Here is a 15,389-nt window from a genome sequence, read left to right as displayed (position 1 = left end):
TTGTGAATGAAAAAGCAAAAGTAATTATAAAAAATCTCTATTATACTGTGGCGGCTAATTTTGCTACTTTAGGAATCTCCGTATTACTTAATTTGTTTGTGCCAAAATTATTGGGTGTTACAGAATACAGTTACTGGCAACTTTATGTATTCTATTCATCCTATGTTGGCTTCTTACATTTTGGTTGGGTTGACGGAATATATTTGAAAATTGGTGGAGAAGAATATGATAGATTAGATAAGAAATCATTAGGTTCTCAATTCTGGTACTTATTGATGCTAGAGTTAATCTTGTCAGGAGTAGTAATATTTTGGGCTTTATTCTTTATGTCTTTAAATAATCAATCATTGATTTTAATCCTTACGGCAGTTGTTTCTGTGGTTACTATCGTTAAAACTTTTATACTATACATTTTTCAGTCAACAAATCGAATTAAGGAATATGCTCAACTTTCGAGAAATGATAGATATCTTTATGTTTTATTTATTGGGATATATTTTTCAGTTGGAGGGCGTGATTTTTATTGGTTGATTGCAATGGATATTTTATCTAAATTTATTTTGACGATTTGGGGAATCTCTCGTATCAAAGATATGGTTACTGAAAAGTTAATCCCTTTAAAGAACATGTATTTAGAAATATTAGATAATATTAATATTGGAAGCAAATTATTATTGAGCAATATAGCTAGCATGTTGATTTTAGGATCTATCCGCTTTTTCGTACAACATAGATGGTCAATTGAAACATTTGGTAAATTATCCTTTACGTTAAGCATTTCAAATATGTTTTTGACCTTTGTTAACGCAATTGGAGTTGTTATGTTTCCCTTACTAAGAAGAACGAATCAGGATAAATTGCCCAAACTTTTTCTAACATTGCGGAATATTTTTGTACCTGTAACTTATGGAATACTCCTTTTTTATATTCCCGCAAAGTTGATTTTAGGAATGTGGTTGCCTGCTTATCATGACAGTTTATTGTATATGGGAATCCTTTTTCCAATTGTAGTTTATGAAGGAAGAATGTCTTTATTAATAAATACGTATCTAAAGTCATTGAGAAAAGAAAAAACGATTTTAAGAGTAAATGTAATAACATTGGCTGTGTCATTAATGCTATCTTTGTTTGTCATTTTCGTTGTAGAGAATCTCTTGTTGTCAGTAGCATTAATTATTTTCAGCTTGGCATTAAGATGTAACTTGGCAGAATTTTTTTTATGTCGCGCGATGGACGTCAAATTTGGATATCGGACCTTTTTAGAGACAGCACTTACCTTATTATTCATAATAAGTAATTTGCTATTTGACGGATCATTAATGAGTTTGATCATGTATGCAGTTTTCTATTTAATTTATCTTCTAATAACTCATCAATCTGTTGTAAGTAGTGCAAAGGATTTTATCCACTTGATTAAATCAAAATAGTTTTTTCAAGTTTAGTAAAAGTAGAGTACTTATTACTAAGCTTGTTTTTGTTTGTGGTTTTTTTCAAAATGAAATGCTAAACTAACAGAGTATGTTTGGCACCATAAAAAAAAAGATTTTTAGGAGAGAAATTAGTGGAAAAATATTTAATCACAGGTGGGGCTGGTTTTATTGGTTCTACTCTAGCTAACTACCTATCTAAAGAAAATTATGTAATTGTAATTGATGACTTGTCGATGGGCAAAGAAGTAAACTTGGATAAAAGTTCAAATATTAAATTCATTAAAGGATCTGTAACGGATAAAGATTTGATGACTGATGTTGTTTTAAAAAATTCTTTTGATTATATTTTTCATTTTGCTGCTATCGCTAGTGTAGCTGATTCTGTCGAACGACCGATAGAAACTCATCAAATTAACTTTGAAAGTGTTCTAATGCTGCTGGAATTAATCAGAAAGTATCAAAAAAATTTGAAACGGTTAGTCTTTAGTTCGTCCGCTGCAGTATATGGTGATGAGCCCACACTGCCTAAGAAGGAAGAATCAGTAATTCGCCCTCTTACACCATATGCGATCGATAAATTTGCTGCCGAGCAATATGTGCTAGACTATAATCATTTGTATGGTGTTAAGACTAGTGCTGTTCGTTTCTTTAATGTTTATGGCCCAAAGCAAAACCCTGAATCGCCCTATAGTGGAGTGATATCAATTTTAATTGATTGTTATAAAAAGATACTTGCTGGTGGAGAGGGGAATTTTACTTTGTTTGGGGATGGTTCCCAATCACGCGATTTTATTTTTATTGAGGATGTTGTTCAAGCGTTACTACTTGTATCAAGAAAAAAAGAGTCTTTAGGAAAACAATACAATGTTGGTACTGGAAGAAAGATTACTTTAAGCGAACTAATCAATGTCATTGATAATATTCTTAATGTAAAACTTTCTATTAAACATGAAGCCGAGCGAACTGGAGACATTAAAGATTCAATTTCTGATATCAGTAAATTAAGAGAGTTGGGCTATACTCCGTACTTTAGTATTGAAAAGGGAATAAAGAAATACTTAGTATCCGAAGGCTTAACTACTTCACATTGATTCTAATCACTTTGGAAAATATTTTTCAGAGTATATGTTTGAAGAAATGCTATGATTATTTTTGTATAAAGAATTATGAGAATAAACTAGTACACTAACAAATAGCTTTTTTTGTTATTAGAAAGATGATTTAGTAATAGTATTAATGCATAAATTTCACTTTAACCGACGTGTATGTTGATGCCACAATGTCATTATTATATGGATATCCTTTTACCAAAAAGCTTGTGCTATCAAAAACATTCAGAATTTTTTCAATGGCTTGCATATCAAATTCGTAATCCTTTGAATACCGTTAAAGAATTACGGAGGCATCTAAAGCGGCCAGAGGCTTTTTACTAATGAAACTTATGCATATTCATATTAACTTTTCAATTTTTATATATAAAAAAATAGATTCATATAATTTTAAATGGTCTAATTCATATTAGATTCTATATCTAATTAATTGTTTACTGATAGTTAGTGTTGTTCTTTTGATTGATTAAAGAGTTGGACATATTCTTTCTTCAGTGGAAACTAGCATGTATTCCTATTTTTGAAAGACAAAAACATCTATAATATGAATGGATGCATAAGAATACTATAATTTAATATTTTAGTAAAAAGTTAATCAAACTGAAAAATACTTACTATTTAAATATTTAAGGTGGATTTTATTAATGAAAAAGGATTTATGGTTTAGAACTGGAAAAGCAATATTTATCATATCTTTAGTAGCTTTTATAATGGTTTCTCCCCAAATATTCTACAAGTCAATAATGGTGGGAGATGATATTTCATTTCATTTTAATCGTATTTATGATTTAGCTCATCAAATTGAAACTGGAGATTATAATTATTTTCAATCAATCTATGGTTTCAATCAAAGTGGAAGAATAGTAAATGCATTATATGGTTATGATTTGTCTTACTTACTAGCGTGCCTGTTGCTAATAAGTAAGACGTGGACTAGATTTCAAATAATATCCTCTTTTATTTGCTATTTATTAAGCGGGCTAAATATGTATGTTTTACTTAAGTATTTAAAAATAAGCGAGAAATTATCAATTATCTTGTCAATGTTGTATATGTCATGTGCACTTATTAGTTTTTATGCTCTAATCCAGTCATTTATTAGTTGGGGGGGAGCCTTCCTGCCACTACTATTCTTACCGGCAATCAAAGCTGTTAAAGATAGACAAAGGCCAATTAATCCTGTTTTTCTATCAATTCCTATGTCTTTACTGATTGCAACGCATATTTTATCAGCATTTATTGGAGTTCTAGCAATTTCTCCATTCTTTGCGGTAAGTTTTTATCATTGTAAAGATAAAATGAAGTGGTTAGCTAAAGCAATTGTTTCAATTGGTTTAACAGTTCTTCTTTCGCTTAACTCTCTTTATAGCTATTTAGAAGTATATCTCACTAACAATTTGTTAAGTCCTTTTATCAATAATAATATGTCAAACAGTACTGTAATGTTATCAATAACTAAAAACGAGACTCGTAATTTGGGACTCATTTTCTCAGTACTTTTTATCATGCATTTGCTTTATGTAAGTTCAATTTGGAAAAAGCTATCAATTTTAGAAAAAATAATTAATTTCGTTGGTGGATTATTCCTTTTTGTCTCATCAAACTTAGTTCCATGGAATACTTTAGCCAGTAAAATATCATTTTTTTCTACGTTTCAATTCCCAATGAGGTTCTCAATAATTGCTTATATCCTAATTTTGTCAGGTATAGGTCTTAATTTAGAGAGGTTGTTCACTAAGTTAAATAGCGAACAGATAAAAATATCTAAGATTATTTTATTAACTGGAGCTGTTATATCAATAGCAAATGTTAATAATTCTGTTAAGGAAAGTTCAAATTACTGGTTGAGTGATAATCCTACTCAAGGAGGAAACAATACATCATATCTTTATGAAACCGATCCGAATATTTTCAGAAGCAAAATTAAAGATAAAGATTTAACAAAAGCGCTCGATTTAATCAGAAAAGGGACTTCTGATTACTTACCTATTCCAGAAAATCTGAATTCGGAAGATATATTAGGAAGAGATCCTTACACGATTTATAAAAAAGAAGTAATGGAGAATCCTAACAACGTCAAAATGAGTGTGACAAATGACTCAAAAATTAAGTTGGAGTGGTTTAGTGAGAATAATAATGAGATAGTAGTACCGATAGCCATTTATAGTCATTCGACAATAATTTTGAACGGGGAAAAAGTCAAACCTAATTCCGTAAAAAAAAGCGATCTGGGATTTTTAAAAACAAAAAGTAAAGTTGGAAATAACATTGTGGTAGTAGGATATAAGTCAACATTTAACATGAGTATAATCTTGACAATTAAACTAATTACAATTCTATTTTGTTTTATTTATATTATTGTTTATGTTTTGAAACTAATTAGAATAGAGTAAGATATTAAAGTTTCAATGTTTAATAAATTTTGATAACGAAAAAATGATACGTATAAAAGGATATTCAAAAAGAAGATGTTTTCCAAGTTTAAGTAAGAATGAAAAGAAATTCACGTGAGCTTGTCCAAAAAAGTGAGTGGTTATTGTGCTTGTAGAGGCGAGGTTGTTTTTAACGGTAAAATACGTGACAGATTGAAGGTTTTGACGCTAATAAAGCGGTCTTTAATAATCTATAATCTAAAAACTCTTTATCAAATTGAATTGATTCGTCGATCAATTCAATTTTTTAGAAAGTACAACTCTCAATTAAGGAGCTTCTTAAGTAGCTTGATAGTTTTGATCAGCAAGATTTTTTTCAAACAAAATTTTTTTATTTGCATACAAGAAAAATGTTGGTAAATAATCATTTAGGATATTCTATTAGTGGTAGTTTTTCTAGCTTTTCGTAATTAGAGAAATAGGAGATACAATATATTATCTTAAATAATAAAAGAGTTTTAACCAGCACTGCTTGAAACCAGAGAAGAAGTAGTACTCTCATATCCATAAATAGTGTAGCTATTCTTTTTTTTTTCGTGTATCATCAATAATAGTAAAAAATGATAGTTGGACCTCATATTAATTTTTCTAAAATTAGTACAAGATTTTATAATTTGGAGTAGGTGTGTAGTTTGTCAGTAAAGAAATACGTGTTTAAAAATATTTTTGTAGTGATAGTTCTTTTTGTGATCTTTTTGATGGTTCCATATAATCATGATGAATGGGCATGGGGGACTAACGAAGGAATTGAAAATTTGAAAAATTTTTTCCAAGGATACAACGGTCGCTATTTTGGAGACATCTTATCATTATTAATTACAAGGAGTAATTTATTTAAAGCATTTGTAATGACTTCCTCTACACTTGGGGTGTATTTGTCAATCAAAAATTTTTATCGAACTCAAAATAATACTAATGAGAGCAGACGATTAATTTCATTGTGTACATTTTTATTGCTACTATTACCCCCGACACCTTTGTTTAGACAAATTTATGGTTGGCCGGCTGCTTTTGTAAATTTTGTTCCTCCCGTAACTTTTGTGGTTCTATATTTTCAATTATTTCATGAGTACGTTCTATATAAGAAGAAACCATTACATCCGATACTTTCTGGAATATTTATCGTTTTAGCTACACAATTTTTTAGTGAAAGTGTCTCAATTTTTATGTCAATATTAACTCTTTCAGTTTTAGCTATTGAAAGATTGATTAATAAAGAAAACACCTTGTTTACGGTTTGTTCTGCTGTTACATCATTTTTAGGTTCAGCAATAATGTTTATAAATCCTGCATACTTGAATGCGGCAAACAACACTGATGGGTATAAAAGGTTAGAGCTGTCTATTGGTTTTATTTGGCATAAAATCAGTTCGCAATTATTACCTAATATGATTCTGAATTATAAGTTATTACTTGTTCTTTTTAATTTGGGAATGATAATTCTTTTGTTAAAAAAATTTGGAACTAAAGGGTATGTAAACAAAATAAATTTAGCTTTTATAATTTTTTATACCGTTTACGGAACTTTTTTTTACGGCCAGATGACTTTCTCATTTAGTTATGACGCGACAATAATCAATGTTCTTTCCATTATGTATTTCATTTTCTTATTAAGAAGTATCCTAACGGTATTTTCAGGAAAAAAACGACTTTTCAATATAGTAGTTTTTCTATCAATACCTTTATCAGCTGCACCGTTAATTATTGCAGAACCTATCGGAGCACGTTCTTTTTATTTAACTTATTGCTTATGGATAATGTTTACAGGCATGATTTACTGTCAAATTTTTCAAAGTTTAAGTTTGTCGGATTCATACTATATATTGTTGAAAACAATGATTAGAGGTATCATAGGTGCAATGTTAATCTTCTATTTTTTCATTTTTGGCTATATGTACAGAGTCCAAATTCAACGAGAAGAAATAATTGATCAATCAATTAAGGATGGTAATCCTGAGATTACATTACCTTTACTTCCAAATGAAAATTACACTTGGAAGACAAGCACAGAGCCCGGGATTTGGTTAGAACGATTCAAGGATTTTTACGGTATTCCTAAGGAGAAAATTGTAATTTTTAAATAGTGAGGTATAATAATGAAAAAAATACTTATTTCTATTCCTGCGTACAATGAAGAAGAAAACATTACCCCTTTGTATAATAGATTAAAGGAAACCTTAATCTCCTTATCAAATGAATATTCTTTCGAATACCTTTTTATAAATGATGGTAGTCTTGATTCAACTATGAGTGTAATAAGCTCATTGATTGAGGATACAAATGACGTAAGTTTAATAGATTTGTCAAGAAATTACGGTAAAGAGATAGCTATGGCTGCTGGATTTGACTATTCAACACATGATGCGGTAATAACACTCGATGCGGATCTCCAACATCCACCAACTTTGATACCTGAAATGATAAAATTATGGGAACTCGGATATGAGGATGTATATGCGAAGAGAAAACAGAGAAAAGGAGAGTCACCATTAAAAAAGACAACATCCAAACTGTTTTATAAATTACTCGGGAAAATGTCTAATTCTCCAGTTAATCCAGATGCAGGAGATTTTCGATTGCTAGATAAAAAAGCTGTCGACGCATTAAAAAAAATAAGAGAGACTCAGAGATACACTAAAGGGCTGTATAATTGGATAGGTTTTAAGAAAATTTCAATAGAATTTGATGCTGATGAAAGATTACATGGAAATTCAAAATGGACCTATAATTCATTATTCAAACTAGCAATCGAAGGAATTACATCTTACACAACTGCTCCTCTTAAAATTTCTATGTACTTTGGATTTATCATTTCTGCTGTAGCATTCATTTATATGGTTTATGTTTTAGTTAAGACCCTGATATTTGGATCAGATACATCCGGGTTTCCATCATTAATGATAGTTATGCTCTTTTTGGGAGGGTGCCAATTGATCTCAGTTGGAATAGTTGGAGAGTATCTTTCTAGAATTTTTGTTGAGACAAAACGTAGACCACTTTATTTTATTGGAGCGATCAAAAAAGCCAAGCTGGATGATAAACCGTCATCTAAAAGTTAGGAGAACACTAGTTTTTGGAGACGATTTTCTCTGAGAAACTTAATATTAGGACTATATAGAAAATATTATGTAGGGAAAATTTATTTCAGATCAGAAAACAAATATTTAAATTGAGAGAATTCCCAATATATTTCTATTCTATACACTCTTTTATTCTGTTTAGTTGATTTAATTTAATTTAAAATTGAAAGACATTTTTTTCTCTTTACACAATTGAGAAGACAATAGCTATATATTTCCTTAACTAAATAAATTTTACATTTCCCTCCTCTTTCATTTCATGTATAATGGTTTAAGTTATGACATGAAGTAAGGAGGAGTTGTTTTTGTCTGAGGATCAAAACCAACACTCGGAAGAAGGATCTTTTAAAGAGCAGATTATGCGGGCTTTAGAAGAGGGCCGAAAGAATCGTGAAGTAGAACCAACGAAAAAAACGAGCTCGACATCCACTGGACCTTCGAAAATAAAAAAGGATACTAGTGATGATGACGATTTGGCTTCGTCCTATGAGCGTTTATTTGGCAATAGACAAAAGAAAGAATCGCCTACTACTGAGCAAAAGTCTAAGCCGATTGAAAAAGAAATAAAAAAAGAAGAATCTCGGAAGGAACAAAGTCATTCTGAAAAGAAGGTTCCTGATGATGCCTCTGAATCAAAGCCTAAGATAAGAAAAGAGATAAAAAAGTCTAAGGTAGAGAAGACGAGTCCGATAAAAGAAGAGCAAACCAAAGAGCCTTCAGCAATTCAAGAAAAGAAAGCAGCGTCTCGCCATGGCGAATCAAGACGAGCTGATAAACCTGTTCCATCCAAGGAGAAACAAAAGTCAGAGGTTACAAAGCAGTCGAAGCCTGAGGAGCATTTTGAAGAAGAGCCATCAATTTTCCAACGTATTGGAGAGAAATTTGAGGATCTTCGTCATATGGATGAAGATTTTGAAGGTGATTTAAGTGAGGAGAGCAACTTGAAACGAGCAGAACGTCGCAAAGAGGATCGAGTCGTCCGTAAAATTGTTTATATATTGACAATTGGAATTTTGATCGTCGCTGGAATTTTAGCAATCTCAGGATATAACTATGTGAGTGCCGGATTGAAACCATTGGATAAAAATGATAAGAAACTAGTTCAGGTAGAAATCCCAAGTGGCTCATCAAACCGTCAAATTGGTGATATTTTGGAAGATGGAGAGGTTATCCGTGATGGGATGGTCTTCAATTTCTATACGAAATTTAAAAACTTAACAAATTTTCAAGCGGGGTATTATCAATTTTCCCCAAATATGACTCTGGATCAAATTAGTAAAGAATTGCAGCAGGGTGGAAGTGCCGAGCCATTGGATGATGCTTCGAAACTGACTGTACCTGAAGGATATGATGTTGATAAGATCGCTAGCTTAGTCGCGAAGAAAACAGACTTCAAGAAAGAAGACTTTATCAAAGTTATGAAAGACGATAAATTCTTTGAACAGCTTAAGGCACAATATCCGGATCTATTAACGGATGCTGGTAATGCAAAAGATGTACGCTATCGTTTAGAAGGGTACTTGTTCCCAGCAACTTATAATGTGCATAAAAATAGGAGTCTAGAGGATCTAGTAACTCAGATGGTGGATACGACAAATCAAATCTTAACTCCTTATTATAGTCAAATTAAGGAAAAAGGATTAACGGTTCAAGAAGTCATGACTTTAGCATCGTTGGTTGAAAAAGAAGGAGTTACGCAATCTGATCGTAAGAAAATTGCTCAAGTATTCTTTAATCGTATCGATGCTCAAATGCCATTACAATCTGATATATCGATACTTTATGCGTTAGGCGAACATAAAGAAGTTGTCACATATAAAGATACAGAGGTTGATTCGCCGTATAACTTGTATACGAATGCTGGTTATGGACCTGGGCCATTTGATAATCCAAGTCAAGAAGCGATTCTAGCTGTCCTTGATCCGACTGAGAATGATTACATTTATTTTGTTGCAGATATCTCAACAGGAAAAGTGTATTATGCCAAGACTTATGAAGAGCATATGGAATTGGTTGAAAAATATGTCAATAAAGAGAAATAAACAATTTACATTACAGTAATTACGTGGTAATCTTTTGTGGATTAAATCTATAAAGGATTACCTTTCGTAATTTCGTTGATTGAAGGAGAAGAAAAATGGTAGAAAAAACATATCCAATGACTCTAGAAGGAAAAGAAAAATTAGAGCAGGAATTAGAAGAACTAAAAACAGTTAAACGTGGAGAAATCATTGAGCGAATTAAAATTGCACGTAGCTTTGGTGATTTATCTGAAAACTCTGAGTATGAATCAGCGAAAGATGAACAAGCTTTTGTTGAAGGTCGTATCAGTACTTTGGAAAACATGATTCGTTTCGCACAAATTATTGATAATGAGAATGTTGATTCTGATGAAATCTCAATCGGTAAAACAGTTACTTTCGTGGAATTGCCTGATGAAGAAGAGGAAGAATATACGATCGTCGGAAAAGCCGAAGCTGATCCGTTAACTGGAAAGATATCTAACGATTCACCGATCGCGCAAGCGTTGATTGGTAAAAGTGTTGGGGATATCGTAACGATCGCAACTCCTGGTGGAAACATGGAAGTTAAGATCGTAGATGTCAAACAAAACTAAGAATGGATGAAAGAGGCGCTGGTCGCCTCTTTTCTTTTAGGGTTTAAAGAGGTTGCGACTTTAGACCGATAGTATTTAGAACGTAAAAAAAGTAGAATAAGGTATAAATAATAAGTTGGGAGGAAAGACAAGATGAAAAGTCCATGGCGCTTTTTCATTGTAATTGAAGCCTTACTTGCAATTTTCTTATTATGGCAATTATCTTCAAACCCTGCGATGTTAATCATGCTGCTTTTTGGGGCATTGAATATATATTGGGCATTGCGTAAACATCGTCGTCGAAAATTTCAATTGATCTTAGGTTCAGTCATTTTGATCATCTGTTTAGTGAATAGTCCTGCGACTTGGTTGATGTTGATTTTTGCAGTAATATTTCTCGGGCTTAAAGGCTTCGAAATTGCGGGTATTTCAATGCCAAACCATTCCTTGAAAAATAAAAAAAGTATTGTAATGGTTGAAACAACAGATCCAACAGGTCATAATGGCGAACGAAGGAAACAAAGCTGGATCGGAAATGATCGAATCGGGACGCAGGTCTTCGAGTGGGATGATATTAATGTAGCGATTTTAGCTGGAGACACAATCGTCGACTTAGGAAATACATTGTTGCCTAAAGAAGATAGCATCGTAATTGTTCGTAAAGGCTTCGGTCGGACACGGATTTTGGTTCCATATGGGATTGGAATTCTTTTCGAACATGCGACGCTTTATGGCAAAGTTGATTTTGATGAGGACACACAAGTTCTACGTAATGAAACAATCAAAATGTATAGCGAGGATTATGATGAGAGTCCCCGAAGATTGAAAATAGTGACCAACACGTTGGTTGGAGATGTTGAGGTGATCCGCGTATGATGGGGAAATATTCACGTTTACAAATTTCCCTTTATTCGGGTCTGATTTCTTTTTTACTGATTTTGACAACACTCTTTCTGTATATGTATGCAATAGGAAAAAGGCAATTATTCGGACAGTTATTTGTGGCACGAATTTTTTATATTCCATTATTTGTTCATATCATTGTTATTTCTTTGACGGTATGCGCAGCGGTCTATTTTCTCGTGACATTTTTAGAGAAACAGCAATTGGGGAAAATAGAAGGGAAATTGCAAAACTTAGCTTCGGGTGATTATGAACAACCGTCTTTAGATGTGGCGATTTCACAGAATAAAGCGATGCTGTTAGTTGATCATGACATCAAACGAATCAAAGAGAAATTGGTCAGTATGTCACGGGAGCTGCAGCAGTTAAGCAGTCAGCCTCAAATGGTAGACGGCACGACGCGAGAAAAAATCTTGGAAGAAGAACGTCATCGTTTAGCACGAGAATTGCATGATTCTGTTTCTCAGCAGCTTTTTGCGGCAATGATGATGATGTCCGCCTTGAATGAACAATCACAGCATTCTGAGGAATTGGAGCCATATAAGAAGCAATTGGCGATGGTAGCTGATATTATCAATGCTGCCCAATCAGAAATGCGAGCACTATTGCTTCATTTGCGTCCAATCAGTTTAGAAGGTAAAAGCTTACGACAAGGAATCGAGCAATTATTAAAGGAACTACAGACCAAAATTCAAATTCAGTTAAAATGGGATGTTCAGGATATATGTGTTTCGCCTAGTATTGAGGATCAACTATTTCGAGTAGTACAGGAATTATTGTCTAATACATTACGACACGCAAAAGCGAATGAATTGGAAGTGTATCTGAAGATTGTTGGTCAAAGTATCTTGTTGCGAGTGATTGATGATGGTGTTGGATTTGAAGCAAAAGATGAACATGCAGGTAGTTATGGACTGCGCAACATTCGTGAACGAATTGCGGGTATTGGTGGGTCAACAAAAATAATTAGTTTTAAAGGCCAAGGGACCAGTATTGAAATTAAAGTACCTGTTGTAGAGGACAATGAGCCTGTTTAACGATAAAATAGACAGCATAGAGATAAAGTAGATTATGAGAACTAGGAGGCAGAGGATGATACGAGTATTGTTAGTTGATGATCATGAAATGGTTCGTTTAGGCGTTTCTTCTTACCTATCGATTCAATCAGATGTCGAGGTTGTGGGGGAAGCTGAAAATGGCGAAGATGGCTACGAGAAGGCGATGGCGCTTCGACCAGATGTAATTTTGATGGACTTGGTGATGGAAGTGATGGATGGCATTGAATCAACCAAGAAAATTCTAAAAGAGTGGCCAGAAGCAAGGATCTTAATCGTTACCAGTTTTATTGATGACGAAAAAGTTTATCCGGCCATTGAAGCAGGGGCATCTGGCTATTTATTAAAAACATCGACAGCTCATGAAATCGCCAATGCCATTCGCAAGACCTATAATGGTGAACGTGTCTTAGAACCAGAAGTGACGACGAAGATGATGGAGCAATTGTCTAATCGAAATCGTCATGTTCTTCATGAAGAATTAACCAATCGTGAACAAGAAATTCTATTATTAATTGCTCAAGGGATGAGCAATCAGGAAATTGCGGACGAATTGTTTATCACATTAAAAACAGTCAAGACGCATGTATCGAATATTTTAGCGAAGCTAGAAGTGGAGGATCGTACACAAGCAGCGATCTATGCCTTTAAGCACGGGTTAATAAAATAGAGAGTTCATCTCTGTTTTATTAACCCGCTCTTTGTTATACTATAAAATGTAAGTTTTGGTATTGTTGAAGGTCAAGTTTTCAGTAGTTTGATAAATATCGTGTAAGATTAAGGAGATATCATGAAGCAAAGTTTTGTCATTATTGGTTTAGGAAGATTCGGCGGGAGCATTTGCCGCACACTAGTGGAATCAGGTCAGGAAGTCTTGGCGATTGACAGCAGTGAAGATCGTGTCAATGAATACATGAATATCGCAACACACGCAGTTGTGGCGAATGCACAGGATGAAATGACGCTCCGTTCTTTAGGAATTCGAAATTTTGATCATGTAATCGTTGCGATAGGCGAAGACATTCAAGCAAGCATTTTAGTAACTTTAATGGTCAAAGAAATGGGTGTGCCAAATATTTTAGCAAAAGCGCAAAACGAGTACCATGCCCGTGTATTGGAAAAAATTGGTGCTGATCGTGTGGTTCATCCTGAACGTGATATGGGTCAAAGAATCGCTCATAATCTAGTTTCTAAGAATATTCTAGATTATTTAGAGCTATCGGATGAATTTTCTTTGGCTGAAATTAATGTCACCAATCGTAAATTTTATGGTAAAACGCTAGATGAGTTAGATTTTCGTCAACGATTTGGACTAAATGTAGTAGCTATTCGTCGTGACAATCAAGATCCAATTGTGACACCGCCTGCAGAGGAAGTCGTACAGAAGGATGATCATTTAGTCGTGATCGGTCGTGATGAAGACGTGGATTATTTAGATGAAAAAATGAATGGATAGGTGATTTTCAAATGAAGTTGACAATAACACCAAAAGCACAAGAATGGTTCAAACGTGAAATTGAGTTGGGCGATAATCAAGGAATTAAATTTTATGGGAAAGTTTACGGGAAAACCCAAGTACATGATGGCTTTTCTGTGGGGATGTCGGTGGATACTCCAGAAACCCCATTGATTGAAGAAAAAGCTAATGGTATGATGTTCTTTGTTGAAGAAACTGATGAGTGGTTTTTCAAAGGATATGATTTAGTTGTGGATTATGATGCAGAACTAAATGAACCTAAGTATGAGTTTAACCAAGTTTAGGAGTGGTTTGAATGATATCAGTGATTGTTCCTTGCTTTAATGAAGAGGAAGCGATTCCTCTTTTTTTTGCTGAGATGGAAAAAATAAGAAAGAAAGTCTCTCATCAGTTTGAATACATTTTTATTAACGACGGGTCAAAGGATCGCACATTGGAGGTATTACGTGATTTATCTTGTACTAACAAATTTGTTCGTTATATTTCTTTTTCACGTAATTTTGGTAAAGAGGCTGCTTTATATGCAGGCTTACAAGCATGCGAAGGAGATCTAGTGACAGTAATGGATGTTGATCTGCAAGATCCACCTGAATTATTGCCACAAATGATTGAAATGATTGAGATATCAGATATTGACTGTGTTGGAACGCGCCGTTCAAATCGGAAAGGAGAACCGCTAATACGTAATCTGTTTGCCAAAGCATTTTATCATTTAATTAATCGGATTAGTGAGACTGAGATGGTAGATGGTGCTCGAGATTACCGTTTGATGACACGACAGATGGTGGATGCTGTATTAGAATTGACTGAGCATAATCGTTTTTCAAAGGGTTTGTTTAGTTGGGTTGGATTTAAAACAGAGTATCTTTCATATGAAAATAAAGAGCGAGTTGCTGGTAAAACATCGTGGTCTTTTTGGGAATTATTTAACTATTCAATTGACGGAATCATAAATTTTTCTGATGTGCCACTTAATATAGCATCCTTTGTAGGAGCATTTTCTTGTTTTATATCTGGGGTCGCAATGGTTTTTATTATTTTTCGGGCATTACTATTTGGAGATCCGACCGCTGGTTGGCCTTCATTAGTTACTATTATTCTATTTATTGGTGGAGTTCAATTGTTGTGTATCGGCATAATTGGCAAGTATATTGGTAAAATATTTATGGAAACAAAGAAGAGACCTTTATATATTGTTCAAGAAACAGAAAAAGAAGTAAATCGTAAAGTAGACTTAAAATGAAAAATATGATTTATAAGTCTATTTTATATAGGCTTGAATTTTTGAATGTGTAAAAGCTAATTGT

The 15,389-nt window shown here is 33.3% G+C and carries 13 protein-coding genes; all 13 read left to right on the top strand.

Translation table 11 applies throughout. The annotated features are described in order from the left end of the window. The first annotated feature begins 2 nt into the window (after window positions 1-2). The gene (locus IGI44_RS11175; RefSeq protein WP_438787797.1) at window positions 3-1,427 is read left to right on the top strand and encodes a lipopolysaccharide biosynthesis protein; all 1,425 of its coding nucleotides are present in this window, start codon (window positions 3-5) and stop codon (window positions 1,425-1,427) included. 134 nt (window positions 1,428-1,561) lie between these two features. After that, a complete protein-coding gene (locus IGI44_RS11170; protein WP_438787796.1) occupies window positions 1,562-2,521 on the top strand; it encodes an NAD-dependent epimerase/dehydratase family protein in 960 nt (319 codons plus the stop codon). 662 nt (window positions 2,522-3,183) lie between these two features. Then, a complete protein-coding gene (locus tag IGI44_RS11165) occupies window positions 3,184-4,932 on the top strand; it encodes a hypothetical protein (protein WP_438787795.1) in 1,749 nt (582 codons plus the stop codon). Between the two features lie 671 nt (window positions 4,933-5,603). Beyond that, window positions 5,604-7,055: a hypothetical protein gene (locus IGI44_RS11160; RefSeq protein ID WP_438787794.1), complete on the top strand. Its 1,452-nt coding sequence runs from the start codon at window positions 5,604-5,606 to the stop codon at window positions 7,053-7,055. A gap of 9 nt (window positions 7,056-7,064) precedes the next feature. Continuing rightward, window positions 7,065-8,030 carry a glycosyltransferase family 2 protein gene (locus IGI44_RS11155; protein ID WP_438788982.1) on the top strand — a complete coding sequence of 322 codons (966 nt, stop codon included), beginning with the start codon at window positions 7,065-7,067 and terminating at the stop codon, window positions 8,028-8,030. A gap of 920 nt (window positions 8,031-8,950) precedes the next feature. Beyond that, the gene (gene mltG, locus IGI44_RS11150; protein WP_438788980.1) at window positions 8,951-10,093 is read left to right on the top strand and encodes an endolytic transglycosylase MltG; all 1,143 of its coding nucleotides are present in this window, start codon (window positions 8,951-8,953) and stop codon (window positions 10,091-10,093) included. Window positions 10,094-10,188: 95 nt separating this feature from the next. Continuing rightward, the gene (greA, locus tag IGI44_RS11145; RefSeq protein WP_049218879.1) at window positions 10,189-10,668 is read left to right on the top strand and encodes a transcription elongation factor GreA; all 480 of its coding nucleotides are present in this window, start codon (window positions 10,189-10,191) and stop codon (window positions 10,666-10,668) included. Between the two features lie 132 nt (window positions 10,669-10,800). Then, window positions 10,801-11,523 carry a cell wall-active antibiotics response protein LiaF gene (gene liaF, locus IGI44_RS11140; protein ID WP_216409709.1) on the top strand — a complete coding sequence of 241 codons (723 nt, stop codon included), beginning with the start codon at window positions 10,801-10,803 and terminating at the stop codon, window positions 11,521-11,523. Beyond that, on the top strand, window positions 11,520-12,587 hold the full coding sequence (locus IGI44_RS11135; protein ID WP_438787793.1) for a sensor histidine kinase: 1,068 nt from the start codon (window positions 11,520-11,522) through the stop codon (window positions 12,585-12,587). Before liaF ends, IGI44_RS11135 begins: the two co-directional genes overlap by 4 nt. Before the next feature lie 55 nt (window positions 12,588-12,642). Next, the gene (locus IGI44_RS11130; RefSeq protein WP_016180612.1) at window positions 12,643-13,275 is read left to right on the top strand and encodes a response regulator transcription factor; all 633 of its coding nucleotides are present in this window, start codon (window positions 12,643-12,645) and stop codon (window positions 13,273-13,275) included. A gap of 120 nt (window positions 13,276-13,395) precedes the next feature. Next, window positions 13,396-14,061, top strand: coding sequence for a potassium channel family protein (locus tag IGI44_RS11125; protein ID WP_016180613.1), 666 nt, complete (start codon window positions 13,396-13,398; stop codon window positions 14,059-14,061). Between the two features lie 11 nt (window positions 14,062-14,072). Continuing rightward, window positions 14,073-14,366, top strand: a complete 294-nt coding sequence (locus IGI44_RS11120) for a HesB/YadR/YfhF family protein (RefSeq protein WP_438787792.1) — start codon at window positions 14,073-14,075, stop codon at window positions 14,364-14,366. 11 nt (window positions 14,367-14,377) lie between these two features. Next, window positions 14,378-15,325 carry a glycosyltransferase family 2 protein gene (locus IGI44_RS11115; RefSeq protein WP_438787791.1) on the top strand — a complete coding sequence of 316 codons (948 nt, stop codon included), beginning with the start codon at window positions 14,378-14,380 and terminating at the stop codon, window positions 15,323-15,325. Window positions 15,326-15,389 lie beyond the last annotated feature (64 nt).

This window comes from Enterococcus sp. DIV0756, assembly GCF_051710745.1.
GTDB lineage: Bacteria > Bacillota > Bacilli > Lactobacillales > Enterococcaceae > Enterococcus_A.
This window is presented reverse-complemented; position numbering and strand designations above follow the sequence as displayed.